The following is a 24,580-nucleotide window of genomic DNA, read 5'->3' on the forward strand; positions in this document are numbered from 1 at the left end:
GGGCTTTTTTGTGGGCGATGGGTTTAACTCATCATCCCTTTGACCAGGCGTTCCTGCTCGATCAGCTCGCGCTGGCGTGCATCGATGCGGGATGACAGGGGGAAGTTGTTGCCGGCGCGGCGCTTGGCAAAGTCCAGCTGCTGGATCGCCTGCTGGAAATCGCCCACCAGTGCAAAGTACTCGGCGCGAGCCTGATGCAGGCCGATGATGTTGCCGGACAAGCCGCGCGTCTCCGCGACCTGATACCACACGTCCGGATCGTCCGGGCGGGACTTGAGCAAGCCGTCCAGGGCTTTTTCTGCATCGGCGGTGCGGTTCTGCTTGAGCAGCAAGTCAACCCGCACCTGGTTCAGCGGATAGTTGCCGGGGTACTGGGTAAGCATCCGGTCGGTCCGTTGCTGGGCATCCGGCAAGTGATTGCTGGTGATGTCCAGCTCGATTTGCGCAAGGTTGTAGGTGATATCGTTGGGGGCCTTGGCCAGCAAAGGGGCCAGGTTTTCCCGGGCTTGCTTGAGCTGGGTGCCCTTGATCTGGGCAATGGCCAGGCCATAGCGCGCCACATCGTTCTTCGGGTTCTCGTCCAACTGTGCCTGAAAGCGCTTGGCGGCCAGCCCAGGCGTGTCTTCGTATTGCAACTGCACCCGTGCGCGAATCAACTGATAGCGCAGACTGTCTTCCTTGCCACCGGGCTTGGCTTGCTCCGCGCGGTTGCGGGTGTCGGCGATCCGCGATTCGGTTACCGGGTGAGTCAGCAGGAATTCAGGGGGCTTGGCGTCGAAGCGGTATTGGCGCATCAGGCGCTCGAACATGGTCGGCATGGAGCGCGGGTCATAACCGGCTTTTTCCAGGTTGAGGATGCCGATACGGTCGGCCTCTTGCTCATTCTGGCGAGAGAACCTTCGTTGTTCCTGGATCGCGGCGGCCTGGGTGCCGGCGATCGCGGCAATACCGGCATCGCCGGCACCTGCGGCGGCAGCAATGATGCCGCCAAGCAGGGCGGCCATCATCGGGATCTGCATGTGTTGCTGTGCTTCCACGCCTCGGGCGAAATGGCGTTGCGACAAGTGAGCCAATTCGTGAGCCAGCACTGAAGCGTACTCACCTTCGGTCTGCGCATTCAGGAACAGGCCGCCGTTGACCCCCACAATGCCGCCAGGTGCGGCAAAGGCGTTGAGCTGCGGGCTGTCGATCAGGATGAACTCCAGGCGCCGGTCATTGACCTGGCTGGTCTCCACCAGCTTGTACACGCTGGTTTCGACGTAATCCTTGAGCTGCGGATCGTTAAGCTGTGAGACCTGGCCGCGCAGGTAAGCCAGCCAGGCACGACCCAGTTGGTATTCCTGTTGTGGCGAGACAATGGCAGAGCTGGCGTCGCCAAGTGACGGCAGGTCGTCAGCGAAGCCTGGAGAGGCCAGCAGGCAAGCCAGCGTCAGCAGGGTGGGGCGCAAGAAAGTCATGCACAGAGCCTTTGGACAAAGAGCTTACTGTAGCCGGACACTGAGCTTCGGACCAGATATTCTAAGCACCCCGAACGCTGCCCGGAGTAAAACCATGACCGACGCTGTAGCCTTTGATGCCGAACTCGATGCCAGCGGCCTCAATTGCCCGTTGCCCTTGCTCAAGGCCAAGTTGGAACTCAATCGTTTGGCCAGTGGCGCAATACTCAAGGTGATCGCCACGGACGCAGGCTCCCAGCGTGACTTTCGCACCTTTGCCAAACTGGCAGGCCACACGTTGTTGCATGAAGAAGATGCAGCCGGCGTCTACTGTTACTGGTTGCGCAAGGCCTGAGCCGTTTGCCCCCCATTGTCTGAGGTTGATTGATGTTCAAGGTGTTACGAGACTGGATTCAGTGTTACTTTTCCGATGAAGAAGCCGTGGTGCTGGCGGTCCTGCTCTTCCTCGCGTTCACCGCCGTACTCACCTTGGGCGGCATGCTCGCGCCGGTGCTGGCGGGGATGGTGCTGGCCTACCTGATGCAAGGCCTGGTTACCACCCTGGAGCGTCTGCGCTTGCCGGGCGCGGCGGCGGTGGGCTTGGTGTTTGCCTTGTTCATGGGGTTGCTGCTGGTCTTTATCGTGATCGTGGTACCGCTGTTGTGGCACCAATTGATCACCCTGTTCAACGAGCTGCCGGGCATGCTCGCCAAATGGCAGTCACTGTTGCTGCTGTTGCCGGAGCGCTATCCGCACCTGGTATCGGACGAGCAGGTGCTACAGGCCATCGAAGTGGCCCGTGGCGAGATCGGAAAATTCGGCCAATGGGCGCTTACTTTTTCCCTGTCCAGCCTGCCGCTGCTGGTCAATATCATGATCTACCTGGTGCTGGTGCCGATCCTGGTGTTCTTCTTCCTTAAAGACCGCGCAATGATCGGTCGCTGGGTCAGTGGCTACCTGCCGCGCGAGCGGGCGCTGATTACCCGGGTGGCTGAGGAGATGAACCGGCAGATTGCCAACTACATTCGGGGCAAGGTCATTGAGATCATTATCTGTGGGGGCGTGACCTACATCGCCTTTATCGCCCTGGACTTGAACTACGCAGCGCTGTTGGCCTTGCTGGTCGGCATTTCCGTGGTGGTACCGTATGTCGGCGCCGTGGTGGTGACGGTACCGGTCACATTGATCGCCCTGTTCCAGTGGGGGTGGAGTGACCAGTTCATCTACCTGATGGCGGTGTACGGGATTATCCAGACCCTGGACGGCAACGTGCTGGTGCCGCTGCTGTTCTCCGAAGCCGTCAACCTGCACCCGGTGGCAATCATCTGCGCGGTATTGTTGTTCGGCGGGTTGTGGGGATTCTGGGGGGTGTTCTTTGCGATTCCCCTGGCAACGCTGTTCAAGGCGGTGCTGGACGCGTGGCCGCGGCAGGAGCCGGTGGTGGCGCCTTTGTTATAGCGGCAGGGCGAATTGTGACGAGGGCGCTTGCTGCCTTTTTATTGGAGCCGCTTCGCAGCCCAGCCGGAGCAAGCGCCCTCGTTACAGTGGCTCGCGCTGCTGATCAAGCCTTGTTCAAAGCCTGCGCCGCCGCCAACACGGCGTCCACATGCCCTGGCACTTTCACGCCGCGCCATTCCTGACGCAGCACTCCTTCACTATCGATCAGGAACGTGCTGCGATCCACACCCAGGTATTCCTTGCCGTATAGCTTCTTCAGCTTGATGACATCGAACAGTTGGCAAACCGCCTCGTCCTTGTCGCTGATCAGCTCAAAGGGGAATGCCTGCTTGCCCTTGAAGTTCTCGTGGGACTTCACGCTGTCGCGCGACACGCCAAACACCTCGGTGTTGGCGGCCTTGAACGCTGCGTACTGGTCACGGAAACCCTGGCCTTCAGTGGTGCAGCCCGGGGTGCTGTCCTTCGGGTAGAAGTAGATCACCACTTGCTTGCCCTTGAGGGCTTTGATGCTGAAGGTCTGGCCGCTGGTGGCCGGGGCTTCGAAATCGGCTACGGGTTTGTCGATGACTACCGCCATGGAGGGTTCCTTACATTGGGTTCTGTGGGCGCCAAGGCTCGATCAGCGCGTCAAGGTTCAAGGCATCGGCGAAGTCCAGGAACTGGTCGCGCAACCAGCTGATCTGCACGCCGGCCGGCAAGGTCACGGTGAAGGTGGCATTGAGCATGGTGCCGCCGGTTTGCGGGGCCTGGTACGTGTCGCAGGTCAGGTTCTCCAGTTCGACGTTATGGTCGATAAAGAACTGGCACAGCTCATTGACGATGTCCGAGCGATAGGCCGAGCTGACATACGCGACATAAGGCAGGGCCTGGGGACGGTTCTCCAGGGCGGCGCTGCGCACCACGTTGACGGTGAAGTCGTGCTTCTTGGCCAGGCCCGGCAGGCCAGTCTCAAGGCGCGCCAGGGCGTCCCAGGTGCCGGAGATCTGCAACACCAGCGCACTGCACTCGCCATGGCGGGTCAGGCGCGAGGTCACGACGGCGCAGCGGTTTTCATGGCTGGCGCGGCACAGGACGTTGGTCAGCTCCATGGGGTTGGCGCCGAGGGCACTGATAACAAGGAATTGTTCGCGAACTGTGGGGGTGGACATGCAGCCTTCCTAAAACGATGAGCGGTCGATACGGTGAGGGCTGTATCGATCAAAGCATGAAGGGTAGCGAAAAGCGTCGCCAAGGGATAGGAGGTGGCGTTTTCATTGCGTGATCGGCGGGTTTTTACCCCACCGCGACCCCCACTTTCGCGCAATGATGGCATTGCCCGTCGTTTAGTTGATCCAGAACGCATCCTCAGGCGGTACTTCGCTTGTACAAGCATCTTGGCGCCAGTACCATTACGGCTCTCTTTTTCCGGCAGGAGCGGTTGCATGATTGCGGGCAGTATGGTGGCACTGGTCACACCCATGGATGCACAAGGTCATCTCGACTGGGACAGCCTTGGCAAACTGGTGGACTTCCACCTGCAAGAAGGCACCAACGCCATCGTGGCGGTCGGCACCACGGGTGAATCGGCCACCCTCGATGTGGAAGAACACATCCAGGTGATCGAATTCGTGGTCAAGCGTGTCGCGGGCCGTATCGCCGTGATCGCCGGTACGGGCGCCAATTCGACGCGTGAAGCCATCGAGCTGACCAGGAACGCCAAGAAAGCCGGCGCAGATGCCTGCCTGCTGGTGACCCCGTACTACAACAGGCCGACCCAGGAAGGCCTGTACCAGCACTTCCGTACCATTGCCGAAGCCGTCGATATTCCGCAGATCCTCTACAACGTACCGGGCCGCACCGCGTGCGACATGAAGGCTGAGACCGTGATCCGCCTGTCCACCGTGCCGAACATCATCGGCATCAAGGAAGCCACCGGCGACCTGCAACGTGCCAAGGACATCCTGGCCGGCGTGCGCAGCGACTTCCTGGTGTATTCCGGTGACGACGCCACGGCAGTCGAGCTGATCCTGCTGGGCGGCAAGGGCAACATTTCCGTGACCGCCAACGTGGCCCCCCGCGCCATGAGCGACATGTGCGCAGCCGCCCTTGCTGGCGATGCCGTGACTGCCCGTGCGATCCACGAGAAGCTGATGCCACTCAACAAGACACTGTTTATCGAATCCAACCCTATTCCCGTGAAATGGGCGCTGTTCGAGATGGGCATGATGCCGGACGGTATCCGTCTGCCGCTCACCCGTCTCAGCGAAGCCTTTCACGAACCGCTGCGACAGGCCCTGCGCCAGTCCGGCGTCCTGGTTTAATTGAGGAAGCACTACGCATGAAGCGATTGGCCGGACTTTCCGCACTTGCCTTGATTATCTCCAGCACCAGTGGCTGCGGTTGGATCTGGGGCCCGGAAGGCTACTTCCGTGACCGCGGCAGCGATTACCTGGAAGCACAAGCAACCAAACCGATGCAATTACCACCGGACGTCAATGTTGCCAAGCGCCTTGACCCGTTGCTGCCGATCCCGCGTAACGTGGCCGACGACACCACCAAGGGTGAGTACGTAGTGCCACGTCCACAGCCGATCTCGGCCGTGGCGGATGCCAGCGACTACAGCTTGCAGAAGAGCGGTGACTCGCGTTGGATCGTGGCGCAGCGCCCACCTGCCGAAGTCTGGCCGGTGGCCGTGCAGTTCTTCCAGGACAACGGTTTCCGCATCGACGAGCAGCGCCCGCAGACCGGTGAGTTCACCACCGCATGGCAGCAAGGCAGCGAGCTGTCCGCCAACATGGCCAAGCGCCTGCAGGCCGGTGGCGTCGCGGCTGACAGCGAAGCCCGTGTGCGTGTGCGCATCGAGCCTGGCGTACAGCGCAATACCAGTGAAGTCTATGTGGTCAGCGCCGAGCGTCCTGCCGGCAGCACGTCCAACGTCGAGTTCACCAACCGCTCGGTCAACACCGGCGTCGATGCCGCCTTGGTCGACGAGATGCTGGCCAGCATGAGCCGTATTTCCGAGAAGGGCGGTTCCGTTTCCCTGCTCGCGGCACGTGATTACGACACCCCTAGCCGCGTCAGTCTCACCGAGGACGGTAGCGGCAACGTGGTGCTGAACCTGGGTGAAGACCTGGACCGTGCCTGGGCCAGTGTGGGTCGTGCTTTGGAACAAGGCCCTTGGCGCGTTGAAGACATCAACCGCAGCCTCGGCCTGTACTACATCAACGTGGCTGAAAAAGCCGAGAAGAAAGACGACGAGCCTGGTTTCTTCGGCAAGTTGTTCGGCAGCAAGCCGACCAAGGAAGAGATCGAAACCCGCGCCGAGCGTTATCAGGTTCGCCTGAGCAAGGTTGGCGAAACCGTACAAGTCACCGTCGAGAAAAACATCAACACTGTTGCGCCCGCTGAAACAGCGCGCAAAGTGTTGGGCGTGATTCAAGACAACCTGGGCTGATCCGGTGCGTTTTGCCGTTCTCGGCAGCGGTAGCCAAGGGAACGGTACGCTGGTCGCCCACGACGACACGTACGTGCTGGTTGATTGTGGTTTCTCCTTGCGGGAAACCGAGCGGCGCCTGCTGCGCCTGGGGGTTCACCCCTCGCAGCTGAGCGCGATCCTGGTGACCCACGAACATGCCGACCACGTGCATGGCGTGGGTTTGCTGTCTCGGCGCTACAATCTTCCGGTGTACCTCAGTCGCGGTACGTTGCGCGGGATGCGCAAACCCGTTGAACCCGCAGGTTTCCTGGCGGGTGGCGAGCAACTGCAGATTGGCGCGTTGAGCATCAATGTGATTGCCGTGGCGCACGACGCCCAGGAACCTACGCAGTATGTATTCAGTGATGGGGAGCGGCGCTTCGGCGTGCTCACCGACCTGGGCTCCTACTGTGCCAAGGTGCTGGACGGTTACCGGAACCTCGATGCCTTGATGATCGAGTCCAACCACTGCCGAGACCTGCTGGCTCGCGGTCACTACCCGTACTTTCTCAAGCAGCGGGTGGGGGGCGAACTGGGACATTTGAACAACCACCAGGCGGCGTACCTGGTGTACGAGTTGGGCTGGCAAGACCTGCAACACCTGGTCCTGGCCCACTTGAGCAGCAAGAACAACCTGCCGACGCTTGCCCGGCAATGTTTTGTCGACACCCTTGGGTGCGACCCGGACTGGCTGCAACTGGCCGATCAAGATTCAGGGCTCGACTGGCGACACATCGCCTAGCCCACCTCACTCAAAGCGGAGCCCATCATGGAAAAACGTGAAGAACTCTACCGCGGCAAAGCCAAGTCGGTGTACAAGACCGACGACGCCAACCGCCTGATCCTGCTGTTTCGCAACGACACCTCGGCGTTCGACGGCAAGCGCATCGAGCAACTGGATCGCAAGGGCATGGTGAACAACAAGTTCAACGCCTTCATCATGCAGAAACTCGAAGCGGCCGGCATCCCGACCCAATTCGACAAACTGCTGAGCGACAACGAGTGCCTGGTCAAGAAGCTGGACATGATCCCGGTGGAATGCGTCGTGCGTAACTACGCCGCCGGCAGCCTGGTCAAGCGCCTGGGCGTGGAAGAGGGCCTCAAGCTCAACCCTTACACGTTCGAGCTGTTCCTGAAGGACGACGCCAAGGGCGACCCGTTCATCAACGAATCCCACGTCGTGGCGTTCGGTTGGGGCACCGCTGAGCAACTGGCGCGCATGAAGGAGTTGTCCCTCAAGGTCAACGACGTGCTGAGCAAGCTGTTCGACGACGCAGGCCTCCTGCTGGTGGACTTCAAGCTGGAATTCGGTGTGTTCCACGACGGCTCTATCGTCCTGGGCGACGAATTCAGCCCGGACGGCTGCCGCCTGTGGGACAAGGACACCAAGAAGAAGATGGACAAAGACCGCTTCCGCCAGGGCCTCGGTGATGTGATCGAAGCCTACGAAGAAGTCGCCCATCGTCTCGGCGTACCGCTGTAATCGACGCAAGCATCTGATAGCACGGAAAAAAATCTCTATTCGAGCTTTGCTTCCACGAAACAGGCTGTTATGATGCGCGCCGTTGGAGAGATGCCAGAGTGGCCGAATGGGACGGATTCGAAATCCGTTGTACCTTCACCGGTACCTAGGGTTCGAATCCCTATCTCTCCGCCATTACATAGAAAAAGCCCCGTAGCTGAATAAGCTACGGGGCTTTTTCGTTTCCGGGTATTCGCTTGGCAACGGCCGAAGCACATCTATTTTTTTGCGCCTCACCGAATAACTTTCCCCGCTGCGGTGTTCACTACTCACACCATCAGGGAATGCCCATGAACATACCGACCGACCGCTACGACCGTTGGACCCGCATCTTCCACTGGCTCACCGCTGCCGTGGTGATCTTCATGTTTGCCAGTGCCCATCTCTGGGAAAACCTGGAGAAGGGCACGCCGCTGCGCAAAGGCCTGCAATCGCTGCATATCTCGCTCGGCATTGCGATGGCGCTGTTGATTGTCGTGCGGATCGCCTGGCGATTGATTGCGGGTCATCATCCAAAGTCCGACAGTCCCCGGGCGCTTAACCTGCTGGCGAAAATGGCGCATGGTTGCCTGTACCTGTTGCTGTTGGCGCAGATCGTCCTGGGCTTTATGTTTCGCTGGGCTCAAGGCGAGCCGTTCAATTTCTTCGGGCTGTTCCCCATTCCTGCTCCCGTTGTGATTGATCACGAATGGAGGGGCGCCCTGGGTGGTCTGCATGACAATGTGGCATGGGCGATCATCCTGCTGGCGGGCCTGCATGCCGCGGCTGCGCTCTGGCATCACGTTGTCGTCGGCGACAACACGCTGCGCCGTATGTTGCCCGGTTCAGGTAATGCGCTTCAAAAGTGATGTTCGCTGTTGCACCTCCCCATCGTTACGGAGCATGACAACCATGAAAAACCGCCACGAACACCCCGTCACTTACCGCACCGCGCTGTTCTTCAGTGCTTGCATGGCCGCCGCTTTACTCGCAGGCCCAGCTCACGCCTCCGGTGACGAATCGGCCCCGCCCAAGCCTAACTGCCCGAAAGGCCAGGTCTGGGATACCAAGAGCGGAAAATGCGTGCTGCAAACCAGCAAAGCCACTTCGGACGCCGACCGTACCGATTACGCCTACCGCCTGGCCAAAGATGGGCGCTACGACGAAGCCCTGGCATTGCTCGATACCCTGCAAAACCCGAACACCGCCAAGGCTCTCAACTATCGCGGCTATGCCACGCGCAAACTGGGGCGCACCGATGAAGGTATCGGTTATTACCTGAAGTCCGTCGCGCTCGACCCCAACTACGCGCAGGTTCGCGAGTACCTGGGCGAGGCCTATGTGATCAAAGGGCGCGTCGACCTAGCGCAAGAGCAACTGGTGAAAATCAAAGCCTTGTGCAGCACCACCTGCGAAGAGTACCAAGACCTCGCCGAAGCTATCGCCGCCGCGCCACAGGCTTGAAACCGATGAGTGAACCGACAGGGGGCAGCCATCACCAGAGAGGCTGAGTTTCGTCGCGAGCTGGGCCTGTTGTTGCCGCGTTTATGGCGATATGGGTTGGTGTTGTCGCGGCAAAAGCATCTGGCCGAAGACTTGGTGCAGGCGACCTGTGTGCGAGCATTGGAGCGTGCCGGGCAGTTCGCGGCCGGCACGCGCCTGGACCGCTGGCTGCTGTCGATCATGCATTCCATCTGGCTCAACGAGGTGCGTTCGCAACGGGTACGCCAGGGGCAGGGGTTTGTCGAAGGTGAACAGGCGTTGTCCTTCGATGGCGAGAGCCAGGCTCAGGATCAGGTATTGGCCGCGCAAGTGATCAAGCTCGTTAACGGGTTGCCTGAAGCACAGCGGGAAACAGTGTTTCTGGCGTACGTCGAAGGGCTTTCCTACAAGGAAATTGCCGAGGTGCTGCATATTCCCGTCGGGACTGTGATGAGCCGGTTGGCCGCCGCCCGCTTGAAACTGGTGCAGACCACACCCTCTGCGGCCCAGCAGGATAAATCCAGCGGAGAACGGCGATGACTCAGACTAACGTACCGTCCGATGAGTGGTTGGTGGCTTATCTGGATGGCGAGCTGGAGGTGGAGCAGCGGGCGTTCATCGCCGATCAGGTCCGCACGGACCCGGTGCTGGCTGCACGCCTGGAGGCTTTGCAGTGCGCTGACTTACCCTTCAAGGCCGCCTTCGACTCGGTGCTGGGTCAAGCACCTACCGCGCGGATGCAGGCAATGCTCAACGCCTTGCCAGCGGCACAAGCCCCAGCGCTGAGTCGACGTCGCTTCCTGGCCGTAGCCGCCGGTTTTGCCGTGGCAGGCGCAGTTGCCGACCGCCTGTTCATCAGTTGGCCTCGCGCGCAATCCGCTCAAGGCTGGCGTGCCTCGGTTGCCGAATACATGGCCCTGTACACACCGCAGACCCTGGAAAACCTCAGCGCTGATCGCGCCTCTCACATCGCCCAACTCAATGGCGTGGGGGCACAATTGGGGCTGCCGTTATCTCCAGAGGCGGTAACTCTGCCCGGCGCCGAGTTCCGGCGTGCGCAGATCCTCGACTATGAAGGCGTAGTGATCGGCCAATTGACCTACCTGGATCCGCGCCATGGTCCATTGGCACTGTGTATCACCGCCAGCCAAAAGGGCGCGCAGCCCGTCGCTACCGAGCAGCGCCGAGGCATGAATGTGGTGTATTGGGCCAGCCTGTCCCATGGCTTCATGCTGATCGGGAGAAACACATTCGAGGATTTGCAGATCATGGCCAGCCGCGTCGAACGGACGTTAATAGCTTGAACCCGGTGAGCCGGCATCGTCTGCTGCACTCGCCAACCGCCCCAACAGCGACTCAATGAACACCGTTTCCGCTCGACTCATCTTCTGCTCCCGATGCCACAGCAAGTGGATATCCACATCGGCAATCCCCTCATCCGGCGGCAGCCGCCACAGCAGCCCGTTCTTCACATCTTCCGCCACCACGTGAACCGGCAGGCAGCCCAAACCAAACCCGGCGATCACCAGGCGGCGTACCTCTTCCAGGCTGGACGACGACGCCACGATCCGCCCGCTGAAGCCCTGCTGATCACGAAAGATCGTCAGCGGCGATAGCATCCCGCCGATTTGATCACTGGTGAAACTCACGAAGTTCTCCGACTGCAAATCCCCCTCCGCCAATCCGCTGCGTCCGAACAGGGCATGGTGCTGTCCGCAAAAGAACGCGTAGCGCTGGCGCAGGAACAGATGCTGCTCCAGCCGTGGCTGTGGTCGACGGTTGAGGCTCAGGCCCAGGGTGGCGGTTTTTTCCAGCAGGGCGGCGACGATGTCGGAGCTGCGCATCACCTCTACTTCCAGGTCGACCCGTGGATGTTCACGATGAAAGTCCGCGAGAAACTCATCGAAAAGGTCCGAGTTGATCCGACTGATCATCAGCAAACGCACCTTGCCGATCACTTCATCGCCAGGTTTCTGCAGGGCGTTGCTCATCTGCGAGACCTGGCCGTACATCTCGACGGCAATGGCGAAGATCTGTTCACCGGCCTCGGTCAGTACGAAGCGCGGGCCACGGCGGGCGATGAGTTGGCAGTCGAGTTGTTCTTCCAGGCGCTTGAGGGCCTGGCTGATCGCCGGTTGGGTCAAATGCAGGCGGGCGGCGGCGCGGCTGATGCTCAGTTCCTGGCCGATCACGCGGAAGGTGCGCAGCAGGTTCCAGTCCAGGCGGTCGTTGAGCAGGGGGTGAATATCGCGACGGGGTTCGGACATGGCGCGGCTCAATAATAAGCAGAATTTATAATTGGAATAATAAATAGAAAATTGACTAATCATAGCCCCGCGACGATAAATCACCCCTGACAAGCGCCATCAGAGCGCATGCGTTCGACCTTTCTCCTGCCAAAAAAATAACCAAAGGAGCCCGCCCCATGAAGCCTTCCGCTTCGCCCCAGCCTCGCCGTGCTGCGGCCGCCGCTTTTATCGGCACCATGATCGAGTGGTACGACTTCTACATCTATGCCACCGCCGCGGCGTTGGTGTTCGGTCAGCTGTTTTTCCCTTCCGAAGACAAATTGTTCAGCACCATGGCTGCGTTCGGCACCTTTGCCGTAGGTTTTTTCGCGCGGCCGTTGGGCGGCATCGTGTTCGGGCATATCGGCGACCGCATTGGCCGCAAGAAATCCCTGGTGATCACCCTGGTCATGATGGGCGTGGTCACCGTGTGTATCGGGCTGCTGCCAACTTACGCGCAGATCGGCGTCGCGGCGCCGGTCATGCTGGTCCTGCTGCGCATCGTGCAAGGTATTGCCGTCGGTGGTGAGTGGGGCGGTGCGGTGCTGATGGCCGGTGAGCATGCGCCCAAAGGGCGGCGGAACTTCTTCGCGTCCTTTGCCCAACTGGGCAGCCCGGCAGGGTTGATCCTGTCGCTGCTGGCGTTCAGCGCGGTGACGCGTTTGCCGGAAGAAGACCTGCTCAGTTGGGGCTGGCGCCTGCCGTTCCTGGCCAGTGCCTTGCTGCTGATCGTGGGCCTGGCGATTCGCCTGGGCGTAAACGAATCCCCTGAGTTCCTCGAAGACCAGGCGCTGGCGCAAAAGGCCCGGGCGATCAAGCCCGACCAGGCCCCGGTGATCGAAGTGCTGAAAACCGCGTGGCGCCCGTTGTTGCTGTGCATTGGCGCCAACACCCTGGGCATCGCCGGCGTGTATTTCACCAACACGTTCATGATTGCCTACAGCACTCAGCAACTGGGCTTACCGCGCTCGTTGATTCTGGAGTGTTTGTTCTTCGTTGCCATCATCCAGTTCTGTGTCCAGCCGCTGGCGGCCTGGGTGGCGGAGAAGGTCGGCGCCACGCGGTTTCTCTGCGCGATGACGGTACTGGCGATGGCTTCGCCGTACCCGATGTTCGTGCTGGTGAGCAGCGGCCAGGCGCCGTTGATCATCCTCGGCATCGCCCTGGCCGTGGTGTGCATGGCCTCGTTTTATGCGGTCATCGCCGGCTTTGTCAGCGGCCTGTTTGAAACCCGTGTGCGCTATACCGCGATTTCCCTGGCCTATCAGGTGTGCGGTGCGCTGGCCGGTGGTCTGACGCCATTGATCGGCACCTGGCTGGCCCATGCCTACCAGGGCCAATGGTGGCCGATGGCGGTGTTTTACAGCCTGATCGCGGCGGTCTCGCTGGTGTGCGTATTGGCGTTATCGCGCCGCCACGCCACCGCCCACCGTCTCGAAATGGCCCCAAGTGTCTGAGGGGAGATGGGTAATGTTGAAGATTAATGGCCCGCGCCTGTGGGCCAGCCTGATGGCCATGGCTGAAGTGGGTGCGACCGCACGCGGCGGCAGTTGCCGCCTGGCCTTGAGCGCTGAGGACCAGGCCGGTCGCGAGCTGTTCAGCCACTGGTGCACTGCGGCGGGGCTGACCTTGAGCGTGGATGCCATCGGCAACCTGTTCGCCCGCCGCGCCGGGACGGAGGAGGACGCCGCCCCGGTGATGATGGGCAGCCACCTCGACACTCAGCCGGAGGGCGGGCGTTTCGATGGTGTCTACGGTGTGCTGGCTGGCCTGGAAGTGATCCGCAGCCTTGACGACCACGGTATTCAAACGCGTAAACCGTTGGAAATCGCCGTATGGACCAACGAGGAGGGCGCCAGGTTTACCCCGGCGATGCTTGGCTCGGCGGTCTTCACTGGCGCCCTGGCGTTGGACAAGGCCCTGGCCAGTGTCGACGTGGATGGCATCAGTGTGGCCGAGGCCTTGCGCGCCATCGGCTACCACGGTGAGCGCGCGTCAGGTGGTGCGGTGGATGCGTATTTCGAAGCGCATATCGAGCAAGGCCCGATCCTGGAAGACAACGCCAAGAGCATCGGCGTGGTCACTGGTGGCCAGGCGATTCGCTGGCTCGATGTGCGCGTCACCGGCATGGCGGCGCACGCAGGCACGACGCCGATGCCGCTGCGCAAGGACGCGCTGTATGGCGCTGCGCAAATGATCCAGGCGCTGGAAAGCCTGGCCAAGGATTTCGCTCCCGAGGGCCTGACGACCGTTGGTGAATTGAGCATCGCCAAATCCTCCCGTAACACCATCCCCGGGCTGCTGCATTTTAGCGTCGATCTGCGCCATCACCGCGACACCGACCTTGATGCCATGGAACAGCAGGTGCGCAAACAGTTGCAGGCCATCGCCGCGCAACGTGGGCTGGACGTCACCATCAGCCCCCATTGGATCAGCCCGGCGACACCGTTCGATGCGCAATGCGTGGCCTGCGTGCAAGCCGCGGTGGACGCCTTGGGCTACAGCCAGCAGCGGATCGTCAGCGGCGCCGGTCACGACGCGATTCACCTGGCACGCTATTGCCCCACCGCAATGGTCTTCATCCCCTGCGTCGGCGGCCTCAGCCACAACGAAGCCGAAGATGTATTGCCCGAAGACGTGCGCCAGGGCACCGATGTATTGCTTAACGCCGTGTTGGCTCGCGCCGGCCAGGCCACATGACCACTCATACCTGAAGACTGGCGCCGTCCCGCTCAAACAGGGACGCAGTGTTCATCCAGGAGCCTCTTATGCGTACGTTTTTCCACCCCGAACAGCTGCTGCACCATCCGCGCAGCTACTATTCCCGCGGCCAGATGCGCACGCCGCAGGAAGTCCCCGAGCGTGCCCGCAACCTGCTGCTGGCCGCGCAAACCCTTGGCTTCGATATTCAACAACCGCAGGATTATGGACTTGAGCCCCTGCTGGCCGTCCACGGCGCGTCTTACCTGACTTTCCTCCAGCAAGCCCACGCGCTCTGGAAAGAAATCCCCGAGGACTGGGGCGACGAAGTCATGTCCAATATCTTCGTGCGCGAGCCCAACGCCCTGCGCGGCGTCCTGGCCCAGGCTGCGCGCTACCTGGCCGACGGCAGTTGCCCGGTGGGTGAACTCACCTGGCGCTCGGCGTATTGGTCAGCCCAAAGCGCCGTCGCCGCCGCCAGGGCCATCCTCGACGGGTCGCCCGCAGCCTATGCACTGTGTCGCCCGCCAGGTCATCACGCGCGCTTCGATGCGGCAGGCGGCTTCTGCTACATCAATAACGCGGCCGTCGCGGCACAGGCGTTGCGCGAAGGCTTCCAGCGCGTCGCCATCCTCGACACCGACATGCACCACGGCCAGGGCATCCAGGAGATTTTCTACGACCGCGACGATGTGCTCTACGTGTCGATCCACGGCGACCCCACCAACTTCTACCCCGGCGTCGCCGGCTTCGCCGAAGAGCGTGGCAACGCCGCCGGTGAAGGCTTCAACCTCAACCTGCCGATGGCGCACGGTGCCAGCGAGGCGGTGTTTTTTGCACAACTGGAGCGGGCACTCAAGGCAGTCAAAGACTTCTCGGCGCAGGTGCTGGTGTTGTCCCTGGGCTTCGATATCTACGAACTCGACCCGCAAAGCAAAGTCGCGGTGACGCGCCAGGGGTTTGCGCAGTTGGGAGCCTGCATCCGTGGGCTGGGGTTGCCCTGTGTGATCGTGCAGGAAGGGGGGTATCACCTGGAGACGCTGGACAGTAATGCCCAGGCGTTTTTCGACGGCCCACAGGCTTGGAGCATGTAATCAGGCCGCTTTCAAGGGGCTGAAACTGAAAGCCTGCTGGGCTCCATGCCCCGCCGGCGTTAAGGGGTTGCCAACCAACGTGGAACTCGTTGGCAACACTTTTTTTCGTGGGGCTAAAGTACTGCCCCGGCAGGCCGAAACGCTCTCATACGATGTCATATCCCTAAAAAGAGAGCCGCCAAACATGTCCCTTCGCAGCCTGTCCATCGCCCGTCGCGCGGGCTTGGGTTTTGCCCTGATTGCCTTGCTCGTCGCCCTGTTGGGTTTTTTCGCGCTCTCGAACATGGCCAGCATTCGTGCCAGTGCGGTGCAGGTGGAAAGCGGGCTGGTGCCCAAGATGCGCATGGTGGCGGACATTCGCGAAATCATGCTGCGCATTCGTACGATTTCTTTGCGCATGGCGCTGGACCCGAACCCCGCGAGCATCCCGCAATACCGCAGCCAGATGGACACTCGTAGCCAGGACCTGGCCAAGCGGCTGGCCGACCTCAACGCGGTGATCGACACCCCCGAGGTGCGCGCGTTGTATGAGCAGTTCCAGGTCTCGCTGCGCCAATACCAGCAGGGGCTGGCCCAGTCGTTTGTCCTGGCCGACCAGCAGCAGGGCGCCGAGCTCAACAAGTTGCTGCTGGTGGACATGAAAACCGTGGTGGATGGCTCCGGAGCCCAACTCAACGCCCTGGCCGACTACTACAACGCGCAGATCAACCAGCAGGGCCAGGCGGCTGAGGCGCAGTACGGCCGGTCGCGCACGATGGTCTTCGGTTTTGTGCTGCTGGCCGCGTTGAGCACCGTGGCGCTGGCGTGGTTGCTGACGCGCAGCATCATCGGCCCCCTGAGCCATGCAGTGCGGACCGCAGAAAACGTTGCCCGAGGCGACCTGACCCAAACGGTGGCGGTGACCGGCGACGATGAAGTGACCCGCCTGCTCGTGGCACTCCAGAGCATGCAAGCCAGCCTGCGCGGGACCTTGCAACTGATTCGCCAGTCGGCCGGTCAGTTGGCGTCTTCCGCCACCGACCTCAATGGCATCACCGACCAAAGCAGCCGCAGCCTGCAAAAACAAACCGCTGAAATCGAGCAGGCCGCCACGGCGGTCAACGAGATGACCTCGGCCGCAGATGAGGTGGCGCGCAATGCGGTGTCCACCTCCGAATCCACACGCCTGTCCAATGAAACGGCGCGCGAGGGCCAGCACCGAGTGGGCGAAACCGTCAGCGCCATTGAAGCCCTGAGCACCAACATCGGCGAAACCTCGACCCTGGTACAGAACCTCGCCGAGCAATCGCGGGATATCGGCAAGGTGCTCGACGTGATTCGCTCCATCGCCGAGCAGACCAACCTGCTGGCCCTCAATGCCGCTATCGAAGCGGCGCGGGCCGGTGAGTCCGGGCGTGGTTTTGCGGTGGTGGCGGACGAAGTGCGTGCACTGGCCCACCGTACCCAGCAATCGACCCTGGAAATCGACCAGATGGTCACCGCGATGCGCACGGGTTCCGACCAGGCACTGACATCGATGCAGTCGAGTACCCAGCGCGCCACTGACACGTTGGCCCTGGCTGAAGGAGCCGGTGGTGCGTTGAGCCAGATCACCGACTCCATCGACCAGATTCACCAGCGCAACCTGGTGATCGCCAGCGCCGCCGAGGAGCAGGCCCAGGTGGCCAAGGAGGTCGATCGCAACATCGTTAATATTCGCGACCTGTCTGCCCAGTCGTCTTCCGGCGCCGGGCAGATCAATGGGTCGAGCCGTGAATTGGCGCAGTTGGCGGTCGCCCTCAACGAGGCGGTGGCACGCTTTCAGCTGTAGTGACGTGCGCCGTGAGTGGCGGCGGGCAGGAAGGCGCTAATTCAGCGTCGGTTCTTCCTCGATCTTTATATTGACCGCTTGCCACTCACCCCCCGGCCCCCGTTCCAATTCGTAGCTGACGATTTGCCCCTCGCGCAGCACTCGACCGCCCTGGGCGGTGCTGCTACGAAAGAACACGTCTTGCGTATCATGGACGGCAGTTTCGCTGCTGATGAAAATTGCAGTCTGTGGAGTTGTTCTGGACATGGCCGTTCTCCTTTTTCAGTGCAATACATGGCCCGTGGTGGGCGGGGTGAAGCGGTCATCCAACGGTTTATCAACCGACCACTTGGACTTTGTCGGCCTGCATGCCTTTTTGCCCTTGCACCGCTTCGAAGCTGACTTTCTGTCCTTCTTTCAATGACTTGAATCCAGTGCCTTCAATCGCCCTGAAGTGTACGAACAGGTCGGGCCCATCATCCGGAGTGATAAACCCATAGCCTTTTTCATCGTTGAACCACTTCACCGTGCCGTTCTGTCTGTTGCTCATTGTTCGTACCCTCTAAACCCTTGTGTCCTGATGCGCGCCGATGCAACGCGACATACTTAATAAAAGCCCCGCGCCTGCCAGTCGTCAACACGGCGCGAGACCAACGGTACTGTCATTTCTGACAGGTTTTCAGGCCGTCAAAGCGCGCCATACTGCGCAGTTTCATGCTGAAGACCCGCAGTGTTCGGGCGGCCGTCCGCGCGCGCATGGCGCCCTGTCGTCGCCCATACGATAATGCCGGCATTCCGATTCCCACTGGCCATCCTCCGTGATCATCAATTTCGACCTCAACGACCTCCAAGCCTTCCGCGCCGTGGTAGACAAGGGCAGTTTTCGCGCCGCCGCCGAGGCCATCCGGATTTCGCAGCCGGCCCTCAGCCGCCGTATCGAAAAGCTTGAATCCGCCCTCGATGTGAAGCTGTTCGAACGCACCACGCGCCGGGTCAGCCTGACCATGGTCGGGCGTGCATTCCTGCCTCAGGTCGAGCGCATGCTCGACGACCTCGACATTGCCCTGATGGGCATCAGTAACGTGGCGTCCACGCGCATGGGCGACGTCACCATCGCCTGCGTGCCGTCTACGGCGTATTACTTCATGCCCCACGTGATTTCCGAGTTCCACAAGCTGTACCCGAAGATTCGCCTGCGGGTGCTGGACGCCAGTGCCGGTGAGGTGTGCAGCGCAGTGGGGAGTGGCGAGGCGGATTTTGGCGTGAGTTTCAGCGGCAGCCTGGCCGATGAAGTGGAATTCGAGTTGCTGATGCAGGAGCGCTATGTACTGGCGTGTCGTCGGGACCACCCGTTGGCCGGACGCGACAGCGTGACCTGGGCCGAGGCCTACGAGCACGACTACATCACGGTGGACAAGACGTCGGGCAACCGCGCCCTGCTGGACCAGGCCTTGCACGGCGTGCGGGTGAAAAAACCGAGCGTCTGCGAGACACACCACGTGACCACGATGATCGGCTTGGTGGAGGCGGGGCTGGGGGTGGCGATGGTGCCGTCGATCGCCATGCCGGCGGGCGAACACCCGATTCTGGTGAGTGTGCCGCTGGTCGAGCCGCCGGTGATGCGCAACGTGGGCTTGATCAAGCGTCGCGGGCGGACATTGCCGCCCGCGGCGCTGGAGTTGGAGCGGTTGGTGCGGGAGATGCCGTTTCGGTCAGCGTGACACCGAGTCCAGGCCGGTGGATTGCACCAGCGGTTGTGCCTCGGGCGAGGCCAGGTACCGCAACAGTGCCTTGGCCTGGGCCGGGTGTTCGGCGTTAACCGGAATGCCCGCCGCAAAGCGTGTCACCGACTGCACGTCTTCCGGGATCTTGCCCACGTAAGTCACCCCCGGCACCGGCAACAGTTCCGCGACCTGTTGCAAGCCCACCTCGTATTCACCCTTGGCAACCTTCTCGGCCACCGGGATGCGTTCGATCATGCTGCCCTTGGCGGGCATGCCGAGTTTCTTGAACAGCTCCTTCTCGACATACACACCGCTGGCGCTGTCCGAATACGCTATGGACTTGGCCTTGAGCAGTACGGCCTTGAGCTCGGCGTCGGTGCCAATCGCCGGTTTCGCCGCGCCTTCTTTCACCACCAGGCCGATGCGCGAATCCGCCAATTCCACGCGGGACGCCGGGTCGACTTTGCCTTGCTTGATCAACTCATCCAGGGCGTAGCCGACCATAATCACCACGTCGGCGTGTTCGCCACGGGCCAGGCGGTTGGGAATCGCTTCCGGCGCCTTGCCCATCGAGGGGCCGAGGATCGTGTCGAGGGTATCACCGCTCTGTTTGGCGTATTGCGGGCCCAGCAATTTATACGCCGCAGTGAAGCCACCCGAGGTCATGACCTTGAGTTCTTCGGCCTGGGCCGTCAGTGCCAGGGTGCCGAGGGCCAGGGTCGTCAGGGTCTTGAATAGCGTCTTCATCACACGGCCTCCTGCATCACTTGCCCACGGGTGTTGGCCCGGCGATACAGCGCCAGGGTCGAGCACAAGGCGCACAGCGCGGCAAACATCATCCAGTAGGCCGGGGAGGCCTTGTCTTCGGTGAGGTGGATGAACCAGGTGGAAATCGCCGGAGTGAAACCGCCAAAGAGTGCGGTCGCCAGGCTATAGGCCAGGGAGAAGCCCGCCACGCGCACTTCCACCGGCATGATTTCGGTCAGCGCCGGGATCATTGCGCCGTTGTACATGCCATAGAGGAAGGAGAACCACAGCAGGACTTCCAACATATGCGCAAAGCTCGGCGCGTTGACCACGTAGGACAACGCCGGGTAAGCAGTGAGAACCGTCAGCACGGTCATGGCGACCAGTACCGGCTTGCGGCCAAAGCGGTCGCTCAAGGTGCCGCCGATGGGCAGCCAGACAAAGTTCGACACGGCCACCAGCAAGGTCACCAGCAGTGCATCGGAGGTGCTCAGTTGCAGCACGGTCTTGCCGAAGGTCGGCGCGTACACGGTGATCAGGTAGAACGCCGTGGTGGTCATGGCGACCATCAGCATGCCGCCGATGACCACAGTCCAGTTCTTCGCCAGGGTCGCCAACACTTCGCGCATGGTGGGGCGATGTTTGCGGTTGGCGAACTCTTCGGTTTCCTCCAGGTTGCGGCGCAGCACGAAGATGAACGGGATGATCACGCAACCGAAGGCGAACGGGATACGCCAGCCCCAATCGGCCACCACGGCCGGTTCCATCCACACATTCAGGCCATAACCCAATGCGGCGGCCACCACGATGGAGATCTGTTGGCTGCCCGATTGCCAGCTGGTGTAGAAGCCCTTGCGGCCGGGCGTGGCCATTTCGGACAGGTACACCGACACACCGCCCAGTTCTGCGCCGGCCGAGAAACCTTGCAGCAGGCGGCCGATCAGTACCAGCAACGGGGCCCACAGGCCAATGCTGTGATAACCGGGCACCAACACGATCAGCAGCGTGCCGCTGGCCATGATCGACAGGGTCACGATCAACCCTTTGCGGCGACCGACGTCGTCAATGTAGGCGCCCAGAATGATCGCGCCCAATGGCCGCATCAGGAAGCCTGCGCCGAACACGGCGAAGGTCATCATTAATGACGCAAACTCATTAGCGGCGGGAAAGAACGCGGCAGCAATGTAGGTGGCATAGAAGCCGAACAGAAAGAAGTCGAACTGTTCGAGGAAGTTGCCCGAAGTCACGCGGAAAACCGCACCAATTTTCGAGCGAGCGGCGTCAGGCCGAGAAGGGCTATTCATGGTTTTGTGTCTCCAGCGTTCTTTTAAAGTGCTTGTTTCGCTTAAGACCGCGGATAGTGGCTGACACATTTAGAAATGATAAGTGAGTTATTTGGATGTATTGATGCGTGCAGATTATCAATCCGCGAGCCCGCCCCAAATGACTGCCGTGTTCTATGCTTGCAGGTGTGTCCAATTCTTACGGATGGGAGGTGGCTATGGGTAATGAACAGAAGCGTCAAGAGCAGCCGAAGCGTGAGCAACCCCGGCGACACGAAGAGGAAAAACCCCAGACCTGGAAGCATCCGGACGACGGAACAGAGCTGTCCGAGCGGGATCAGGAACGTCCGCTCAAGCCCTGATCAATGTTCGATCGAGGGCAAAAAGCAACCTTGATGGGCCATGAACTGCCTCCACGAATAGCGCTCCGTGGGGGCAGGTGTTACCTGGGTCGGGCTCTCGAATTTAACCAGCGAGGCACCGGTATCGGCATTAATCACCTCAACGCGACACCAGCCGCTGTCGCTGTCCGCAATCCCGCCTTTGAGCAGGTAACGCCCCTGGGCGGCGAACTCAGTGTTGAACTCGATCACACAGCGCCGCCCGGCGCTCGCCAGGCCCGACACGATCAGGTGCAGCGCTTGGTTGGCGGCGATGTCCACGTAACCGTCGGGGCGCGAAGTGGTGCCGTGCACGGCAAATAATGCGGTTTCCTGACTCGGCGTTCCCACCCTGCCTTCCAGGCACTCATGATCCGTCGAAACGCTGACAGACAGCCCTTCGTTGTAGCTGTCGTGGGTGCTCAATTCACTTTTGACCTGTGCTCGGGGGCCGTCGAGCGGTGCCTTATAGGGCGCCATGGCCGTGCATCCGGCCAACAGCAGCGGGAGCACAACGCAGTGGATTTTCATCAGGGGGTCAGCGTCCATTCCAGAGGGTATTCATGATCAACAGGGGCCAACTCTGTGACAAGTGTGCTGTCGTGGGTTTGGGAAATTATTTGACATATTTGATTTGTGATCACATATTGTCGCCATAAGAACGACAACACAGGTTTGCCTCATGACAGATGGTCCGCTTCTCCTGCCCACCCTGCGCCAGGTGTCCCGCGATACCTTGCAAGACCAGGTCTATCGCCAGATCCGCGAAGCCTTGATGAGTGGCCGTTTCCAGCCTGGCCAGAAACTCACCATCCGTGGCCTGGCCGAAGCGCTTGGCTCCAGCCCCATGCCAGTGCGCGAAGCGCTGCAACGCCTCAGTGCCGAAAACGCCTTTGAAGTCACGGAAACCTCCCGTCTGCGCGTACGCATGATGACGGTCGAACGCCTGCGCGAAATTCGCGATGCGCGGGTCGCCCTCGAAGGGCTGCTGGCGGAAAAGGCCGTGTTGCTCCTGCAAAAGGCTGACCTCGACGAAATCACCGACCTGTGCGAGCAGATGCAGCACGCCGCCGATGAAGTCGACGTGTCGCGCTACCTGTGGACCAACTTCGCGTTCCACCGGCGCATCTACGCTGTGGCCCAGGCCGAATTGACCATGGCCGCCGTGGAAAACTTCTGGCTGCACATGGGCCCCTGCTTTGCCCTGGTCGCCCCCGATAAAGCTCACCTGCAACGCTCGATGGAGGCGCATACGCGCATCGTTGAGGCCCTGGCTGCCCGCGATGGCGCCGGTGCCCGCGCGGCGGTGACCGATGACATCATGCAGGCCGCCGACTCCCTGGCGCGCCTGCTCGTCAAGAACGACCGTTCGCGGTCGTCTGCTTCAGGAGGTAAACGGGCATGAGTGTCCTACAACGGTTGCAGCCCTATCCTGGGTTACGTGTGTTGATTTCCGGCGGGGCTGCCGGCATCGGTGAAGTCGTGGCGGCGGCGTACCTCGAAGCCGGCGCCCAGGTGCATGTGTGTGATGTCAGCGAACCGGCCCTGGCGGCCTTTCGCGATAAATACCCAGGCACCGTCGCCACGCGTGCCGACGTCAGCGAGGCCGCGCAGATCGAAGCCGTGTTCACGGTGCAGCGCGAGCAATTCGGCGGCCTGGATGTGCTGGTCAACAATGCCGGGATCGCCGGGCCCACCGGCGGGATCGATGCGATCAGCGACGCCGAATGGCAAGCCACCATCAACATCAACCTGACTGCGCAATATCGGTTTGCCCACCACGCGGTGCCGATGCTCAAGGAATCCTCCCACGGCCACCTGTTGCATATCGCCTCGGTGGCGGGGCGCCTGGGCTACGCGTGGCGCACGCCGTATGCGGCGACCAAATGGGCGATTGTCGGCCTGATGAAATCCCTGGCCTCGGAGTTGGGCGAGAGTGATATCCGCGTCAACGCCTTGCTGCCTGGCATTGTCGAAGGCCCGCGCATGGACGGTGTGATTCGCGCCCGTGCCGAACAGGTCGGCGTGCCGGAAGCCGAGATGCGCCAGGAGTACCTCAACAAGATTTCCCTCAAGCGCATGGTCACCGCCGAAGACGTCGCGGCCATGGCCTTGTTTCTCTGTTCGCCTGCCGCCCGCAACGTGACCGGCCAAGCGATCAGCGTCGACGGTAACGTCGAGTACCTGTAAGCCGCACGCGCTTCGCCAAGGAAGAACCCACCGCTGCACCGGGATTTTTTTTCATAAGAATAAAAGTCGGAGAATCGTCATGCCCAAAAATCGCCCTGTGATCATTACATGCGCCGTCACCGGCGCCATTCATACGCCGTCGATGTCGCCGCATTTGCCGATCACAGCCCAGGAAATCGCCGCCGCTGCCATCGGTGCCGCCCAAGCGGGTGCGGCCATTGTCCACCTGCATGCCCGCGACCCGCTTGACGGTCGCCCCAGCCAGGACCCGGCGCTGTTCGCTGAATTCCTGCCGCACATCAAGGCCGCCAGCGACGTGGTGATCAACATCACCACGGGTGGCGCGCCCACCATGGGCGTGGAAGAACGCCTGCAACCGGTGATGCAGTTCAAGCCGGAACTGGCCTCGCTGAACATGGGCTCGATGAACTTCGGCCTGTACGAAATGCTCAACCGCTTTACCGAGTTCAAGCACGACTGGGAACGCCCGTACCTCGAAGAAAGTGACGACCGGATCTTTCGCAATACCTTCCGCGACATCGCCCATATCCTCAATTCGTGCGCCGAGAACCGCACCCGTTTCGAGATCGAGTGCTACGACATCGGCCACCTCTACACCGCCGCGCACTTCCTGGAGCGGGGCCTGCTCAAGCCGCCGTTGTTTATCCAGTCGGTGTTCGGCCTGCGGGGCGGCATCGGTGGTCACCCCGAAGACCTGGCGCACATGCGGCGCACCGCCGACCGCCTGTTTGGCGATGACTACGTGTGGTCGATCCTCGGTGCCGGGCGTGGGCAAATTCCGCTGGCGACCATGGGCCTGTCCATGGGCAGTAACGCCCGTGTCGGCCTGGAGGATTCGTTGTGGGACGGCCCAGGCAAGTTGGCGGCGTCGAATGCCGACCAGGTGCGGCGCATTCGCACGGTGATCGAAGCCCTCGGCCATCGCGTCGCCACGCCGGATGAAGCGCGGGAAATCCTCGGGCTCAAGGGGCGTGACCAGGTCAACTTCTAACCCACAACTGAGGTCGCGCCCCGGTGATATTCACCGATCCAC

General features: G+C 61.3%; 28 protein-coding genes and 1 tRNA gene. 20 read left to right on the top strand and 9 right to left on the bottom strand.

Going from position 1 to position 24,580, the window contains the following annotated elements; genetic code table 11:
• Positions 1–23 precede the first annotated feature (23 nt).
• Positions 24–1,457, bottom strand: coding sequence for a M48 family metalloprotease (locus tag P2T68_RS08790; protein WP_277379252.1), 1,434 nt, complete (start codon positions 1,455–1,457; stop codon positions 24–26).
• Between the two features lie 94 nt (positions 1,458–1,551).
• On the opposite strand from P2T68_RS08790, the gene P2T68_RS08795 reads away from it, so the two are divergent.
• Together P2T68_RS08795 and P2T68_RS08800 are read left to right on the top strand one after the other, a co-directional pair.
• Complete coding sequence (locus P2T68_RS08795; RefSeq protein WP_024073997.1) at positions 1,552–1,791, top strand: sulfurtransferase TusA family protein; 240 nt, start codon at positions 1,552–1,554, stop codon at positions 1,789–1,791.
• Between the two features lie 32 nt (positions 1,792–1,823).
• Positions 1,824–2,894: an AI-2E family transporter gene (locus tag P2T68_RS08800; protein WP_277379253.1), complete on the top strand. Its 1,071-nt coding sequence runs from the start codon at positions 1,824–1,826 to the stop codon at positions 2,892–2,894.
• Positions 2,895–2,997: 103 nt separating this feature from the next.
• Here the strand turns inward: P2T68_RS08800 and P2T68_RS08805 are convergent, their stop codons facing one another.
• On the bottom strand, positions 2,998–3,471 hold the full coding sequence (locus P2T68_RS08805) for a peroxiredoxin (RefSeq protein ID WP_024073999.1): 474 nt from the start codon (positions 3,469–3,471) through the stop codon (positions 2,998–3,000).
• A 10-nt stretch (positions 3,472–3,481) separates the two neighbouring features.
• On the bottom strand, positions 3,482–4,042 hold the full coding sequence (locus P2T68_RS08810) for a glycine cleavage system protein R (protein ID WP_003172487.1): 561 nt from the start codon (positions 4,040–4,042) through the stop codon (positions 3,482–3,484).
• Positions 4,043–4,315: 273 nt separating this feature from the next.
• Here P2T68_RS08810 and dapA point away from each other — a divergent pair, with 273 nt between their 5' ends.
• From dapA to P2T68_RS08855, 9 genes are all read left to right on the top strand, one after another.
• Positions 4,316–5,194, top strand: a complete 879-nt coding sequence (dapA, locus tag P2T68_RS08815) for a 4-hydroxy-tetrahydrodipicolinate synthase (RefSeq protein ID WP_024074000.1) — start codon at positions 4,316–4,318, stop codon at positions 5,192–5,194.
• A 17-nt stretch (positions 5,195–5,211) separates the two neighbouring features.
• A complete protein-coding gene (gene bamC / locus P2T68_RS08820; protein ID WP_024074001.1) occupies positions 5,212–6,327 on the top strand; it encodes an outer membrane protein assembly factor BamC in 1,116 nt (371 codons plus the stop codon).
• A gap of 4 nt (positions 6,328–6,331) precedes the next feature.
• Complete coding sequence (locus tag P2T68_RS08825) at positions 6,332–7,090, top strand: MBL fold metallo-hydrolase (protein ID WP_024074002.1); 759 nt, start codon at positions 6,332–6,334, stop codon at positions 7,088–7,090.
• Between the two features lie 27 nt (positions 7,091–7,117).
• Positions 7,118–7,831 (top strand): phosphoribosylaminoimidazolesuccinocarboxamide synthase, encoded by a 714-nt coding sequence (gene purC / locus P2T68_RS08830; RefSeq protein WP_024074003.1) that lies wholly within the window; start codon positions 7,118–7,120, stop codon positions 7,829–7,831.
• A gap of 84 nt (positions 7,832–7,915) precedes the next feature.
• Positions 7,916–8,005, top strand: a tRNA-Ser gene (locus tag P2T68_RS08835).
• A 155-nt stretch (positions 8,006–8,160) separates the two neighbouring features.
• Positions 8,161–8,718 (top strand): cytochrome b, encoded by a 558-nt coding sequence (locus tag P2T68_RS08840; RefSeq protein WP_069075461.1) that lies wholly within the window; start codon positions 8,161–8,163, stop codon positions 8,716–8,718.
• 43 nt (positions 8,719–8,761) lie between these two features.
• Positions 8,762–9,313 (top strand): hypothetical protein, encoded by a 552-nt coding sequence (locus P2T68_RS08845; RefSeq protein WP_277379254.1) that lies wholly within the window; start codon positions 8,762–8,764, stop codon positions 9,311–9,313.
• A gap of 60 nt (positions 9,314–9,373) precedes the next feature.
• Positions 9,374–9,871 carry an RNA polymerase sigma factor gene (locus tag P2T68_RS08850; RefSeq protein WP_277379740.1) on the top strand — a complete coding sequence of 166 codons (498 nt, stop codon included), beginning with the start codon at positions 9,374–9,376 and terminating at the stop codon, positions 9,869–9,871.
• Complete coding sequence (locus P2T68_RS08855) at positions 9,868–10,635, top strand: transcriptional regulator (protein ID WP_024074007.1); 768 nt, start codon at positions 9,868–9,870, stop codon at positions 10,633–10,635. Before P2T68_RS08850 ends, P2T68_RS08855 begins: the two co-directional genes overlap by 4 nt.
• Here the strand turns inward: P2T68_RS08855 and P2T68_RS08860 are convergent.
• Positions 10,624–11,598 (bottom strand): LysR family transcriptional regulator, encoded by a 975-nt coding sequence (locus tag P2T68_RS08860; protein ID WP_277379255.1) that lies wholly within the window; start codon positions 11,596–11,598, stop codon positions 10,624–10,626. The two genes, P2T68_RS08855 and P2T68_RS08860, sit on opposite strands and share 12 nt — an antisense overlap.
• 158 nt (positions 11,599–11,756) lie before the next feature.
• Here P2T68_RS08860 and P2T68_RS08865 point away from each other — a divergent pair, with 158 nt between their 5' ends.
• From P2T68_RS08865 to P2T68_RS08880, 4 genes are all read left to right on the top strand, one after another.
• Positions 11,757–13,076 (top strand): MFS transporter, encoded by a 1,320-nt coding sequence (locus P2T68_RS08865; RefSeq protein ID WP_024074009.1) that lies wholly within the window; start codon positions 11,757–11,759, stop codon positions 13,074–13,076.
• Between the two features lie 13 nt (positions 13,077–13,089).
• Positions 13,090–14,319, top strand: coding sequence for a Zn-dependent hydrolase (locus P2T68_RS08870; protein WP_102625537.1), 1,230 nt, complete (start codon positions 13,090–13,092; stop codon positions 14,317–14,319).
• A gap of 68 nt (positions 14,320–14,387) precedes the next feature.
• Positions 14,388–15,413: a histone deacetylase family protein gene (locus tag P2T68_RS08875; protein ID WP_277379257.1), complete on the top strand. Its 1,026-nt coding sequence runs from the start codon at positions 14,388–14,390 to the stop codon at positions 15,411–15,413.
• 184 nt (positions 15,414–15,597) lie between these two features.
• Positions 15,598–17,223, top strand: a complete 1,626-nt coding sequence (locus P2T68_RS08880; protein WP_024074012.1) for a methyl-accepting chemotaxis protein — start codon at positions 15,598–15,600, stop codon at positions 17,221–17,223.
• A gap of 36 nt (positions 17,224–17,259) precedes the next feature.
• Here P2T68_RS08880 and P2T68_RS08885 read toward each other — a convergent pair whose 3' ends face one another.
• On the bottom strand, positions 17,260–17,469 hold the full coding sequence (locus P2T68_RS08885; RefSeq protein WP_024074013.1) for a cold shock domain-containing protein: 210 nt from the start codon (positions 17,467–17,469) through the stop codon (positions 17,260–17,262).
• Positions 17,470–17,539: 70 nt separating this feature from the next.
• Positions 17,540–17,752: a cold-shock protein gene (locus tag P2T68_RS08890; protein WP_024074014.1), complete on the bottom strand. Its 213-nt coding sequence runs from the start codon at positions 17,750–17,752 to the stop codon at positions 17,540–17,542.
• A 268-nt stretch (positions 17,753–18,020) separates the two neighbouring features.
• On the opposite strand from P2T68_RS08890, the gene P2T68_RS08895 reads away from it, so the two are divergent.
• Positions 18,021–18,923 carry a LysR family transcriptional regulator gene (locus P2T68_RS08895; protein ID WP_024074015.1) on the top strand — a complete coding sequence of 301 codons (903 nt, stop codon included), beginning with the start codon at positions 18,021–18,023 and terminating at the stop codon, positions 18,921–18,923.
• Here P2T68_RS08895 and P2T68_RS08900 read toward each other — a convergent pair.
• Positions 18,915–19,673, bottom strand: coding sequence for a substrate-binding domain-containing protein (locus P2T68_RS08900; RefSeq protein ID WP_277379258.1), 759 nt, complete (start codon positions 19,671–19,673; stop codon positions 18,915–18,917). The genes P2T68_RS08895 and P2T68_RS08900 overlap by 9 nt on opposite strands.
• The gene (locus P2T68_RS08905) at positions 19,673–20,977 is read right to left on the bottom strand and encodes an MFS transporter (protein ID WP_102625591.1); all 1,305 of its coding nucleotides are present in this window, start codon (positions 20,975–20,977) and stop codon (positions 19,673–19,675) included. Before P2T68_RS08905 ends, P2T68_RS08900 begins: the two co-directional genes overlap by 1 nt.
• A gap of 197 nt (positions 20,978–21,174) precedes the next feature.
• On the opposite strand from P2T68_RS08905, the gene P2T68_RS08910 reads away from it, so the two are divergent.
• Positions 21,175–21,318 carry a hypothetical protein gene (locus tag P2T68_RS08910; protein ID WP_173860561.1) on the top strand — a complete coding sequence of 48 codons (144 nt, stop codon included), beginning with the start codon at positions 21,175–21,177 and terminating at the stop codon, positions 21,316–21,318.
• Here P2T68_RS08910 and P2T68_RS08915 read toward each other — a convergent pair whose 3' ends face one another.
• Complete coding sequence (locus tag P2T68_RS08915; protein WP_277379259.1) at positions 21,319–21,885, bottom strand: hypothetical protein; 567 nt, start codon at positions 21,883–21,885, stop codon at positions 21,319–21,321. It abuts the gene before it with no gap.
• 133 nt (positions 21,886–22,018) lie between these two features.
• On the opposite strand from P2T68_RS08915, the gene P2T68_RS08920 reads away from it, so the two are divergent.
• The 3 genes from P2T68_RS08920 (at position 22,019) to P2T68_RS08930 (ending at position 24,538) form a co-directional block, all read left to right on the top strand.
• Complete coding sequence (locus P2T68_RS08920; protein WP_069075453.1) at positions 22,019–22,741, top strand: GntR family transcriptional regulator; 723 nt, start codon at positions 22,019–22,021, stop codon at positions 22,739–22,741.
• Positions 22,738–23,526: an SDR family oxidoreductase gene (locus P2T68_RS08925; protein ID WP_069075452.1), complete on the top strand. Its 789-nt coding sequence runs from the start codon at positions 22,738–22,740 to the stop codon at positions 23,524–23,526. Before P2T68_RS08920 ends, P2T68_RS08925 begins: the two co-directional genes overlap by 4 nt.
• Before the next feature lie 79 nt (positions 23,527–23,605).
• Positions 23,606–24,538, top strand: coding sequence for a 3-keto-5-aminohexanoate cleavage protein (locus P2T68_RS08930; RefSeq protein ID WP_024074022.1), 933 nt, complete (start codon positions 23,606–23,608; stop codon positions 24,536–24,538).
• Positions 24,539–24,580 lie beyond the last annotated feature (42 nt).

It is taken from the genome of Pseudomonas sp. G11, assembly GCF_029457515.1.
Classification (GTDB): domain Bacteria; phylum Pseudomonadota; class Gammaproteobacteria; order Pseudomonadales; family Pseudomonadaceae; genus Aquipseudomonas; species Aquipseudomonas gorinensis.

Bases quoted from the DNA above. Each gene is read 5' to 3' on its own strand.
- P2T68_RS08790 (WP_277379252.1), bottom strand. From the start codon at position 1,457: ATGACTTTCTTGCGCCCCACCCTGCTGACGCTGGCTTGCCTGCTGGCC.
- P2T68_RS08880 (WP_024074012.1), top strand. From the start codon at position 15,598: ATGTCCCTTCGCAGCCTGTCCATCGCCCGTCGCGCGGGCTTGGGTTTT.
- P2T68_RS08930 (WP_024074022.1), top strand. From the start codon at position 23,606: ATGCCCAAAAATCGCCCTGTGATCATTACATGCGCCGTCACCGGCGCC.
- bamC (WP_024074001.1), top strand. From the start codon at position 5,212: ATGAAGCGATTGGCCGGACTTTCCGCACTTGCCTTGATTATCTCCAGC.
- P2T68_RS08805 (WP_024073999.1), bottom strand. From the start codon at position 3,471: ATGGCGGTAGTCATCGACAAACCCGTAGCCGATTTCGAAGCCCCGGCC.
- P2T68_RS08860 (WP_277379255.1), bottom strand. From the start codon at position 11,598: ATGTCCGAACCCCGTCGCGATATTCACCCCCTGCTCAACGACCGCCTG.
- P2T68_RS08855 (WP_024074007.1), top strand. From the start codon at position 9,868: ATGACTCAGACTAACGTACCGTCCGATGAGTGGTTGGTGGCTTATCTG.
- P2T68_RS08915 (WP_277379259.1), bottom strand. From the start codon at position 21,885: ATGGACGCTGACCCCCTGATGAAAATCCACTGCGTTGTGCTCCCGCTG.
- P2T68_RS08875 (WP_277379257.1), top strand. From the start codon at position 14,388: ATGCGTACGTTTTTCCACCCCGAACAGCTGCTGCACCATCCGCGCAGC.
- P2T68_RS08865 (WP_024074009.1), top strand. From the start codon at position 11,757: ATGAAGCCTTCCGCTTCGCCCCAGCCTCGCCGTGCTGCGGCCGCCGCT.
- P2T68_RS08870 (WP_102625537.1), top strand. From the start codon at position 13,090: ATGTTGAAGATTAATGGCCCGCGCCTGTGGGCCAGCCTGATGGCCATG.
- P2T68_RS08890 (WP_024074014.1), bottom strand. From the start codon at position 17,752: ATGAGCAACAGACAGAACGGCACGGTGAAGTGGTTCAACGATGAAAAA.
- P2T68_RS08910 (WP_173860561.1), top strand. From the start codon at position 21,175: ATGGGTAATGAACAGAAGCGTCAAGAGCAGCCGAAGCGTGAGCAACCC.
- P2T68_RS08885 (WP_024074013.1), bottom strand. From the start codon at position 17,469: ATGTCCAGAACAACTCCACAGACTGCAATTTTCATCAGCAGCGAAACT.
- P2T68_RS08905 (WP_102625591.1), bottom strand. From the start codon at position 20,977: ATGAATAGCCCTTCTCGGCCTGACGCCGCTCGCTCGAAAATTGGTGCG.
- P2T68_RS08845 (WP_277379254.1), top strand. From the start codon at position 8,762: ATGAAAAACCGCCACGAACACCCCGTCACTTACCGCACCGCGCTGTTC.
- P2T68_RS08795 (WP_024073997.1), top strand. From the start codon at position 1,552: ATGACCGACGCTGTAGCCTTTGATGCCGAACTCGATGCCAGCGGCCTC.
- P2T68_RS08920 (WP_069075453.1), top strand. From the start codon at position 22,019: ATGACAGATGGTCCGCTTCTCCTGCCCACCCTGCGCCAGGTGTCCCGC.
- P2T68_RS08800 (WP_277379253.1), top strand. From the start codon at position 1,824: ATGTTCAAGGTGTTACGAGACTGGATTCAGTGTTACTTTTCCGATGAA.
- P2T68_RS08900 (WP_277379258.1), bottom strand. From the start codon at position 19,673: ATGAAGACGCTATTCAAGACCCTGACGACCCTGGCCCTCGGCACCCTG.
- P2T68_RS08840 (WP_069075461.1), top strand. From the start codon at position 8,161: ATGAACATACCGACCGACCGCTACGACCGTTGGACCCGCATCTTCCAC.
- P2T68_RS08925 (WP_069075452.1), top strand. From the start codon at position 22,738: ATGAGTGTCCTACAACGGTTGCAGCCCTATCCTGGGTTACGTGTGTTG.
- P2T68_RS08810 (WP_003172487.1), bottom strand. From the start codon at position 4,042: ATGTCCACCCCCACAGTTCGCGAACAATTCCTTGTTATCAGTGCCCTC.
- dapA (WP_024074000.1), top strand. From the start codon at position 4,316: ATGATTGCGGGCAGTATGGTGGCACTGGTCACACCCATGGATGCACAA.
- purC (WP_024074003.1), top strand. From the start codon at position 7,118: ATGGAAAAACGTGAAGAACTCTACCGCGGCAAAGCCAAGTCGGTGTAC.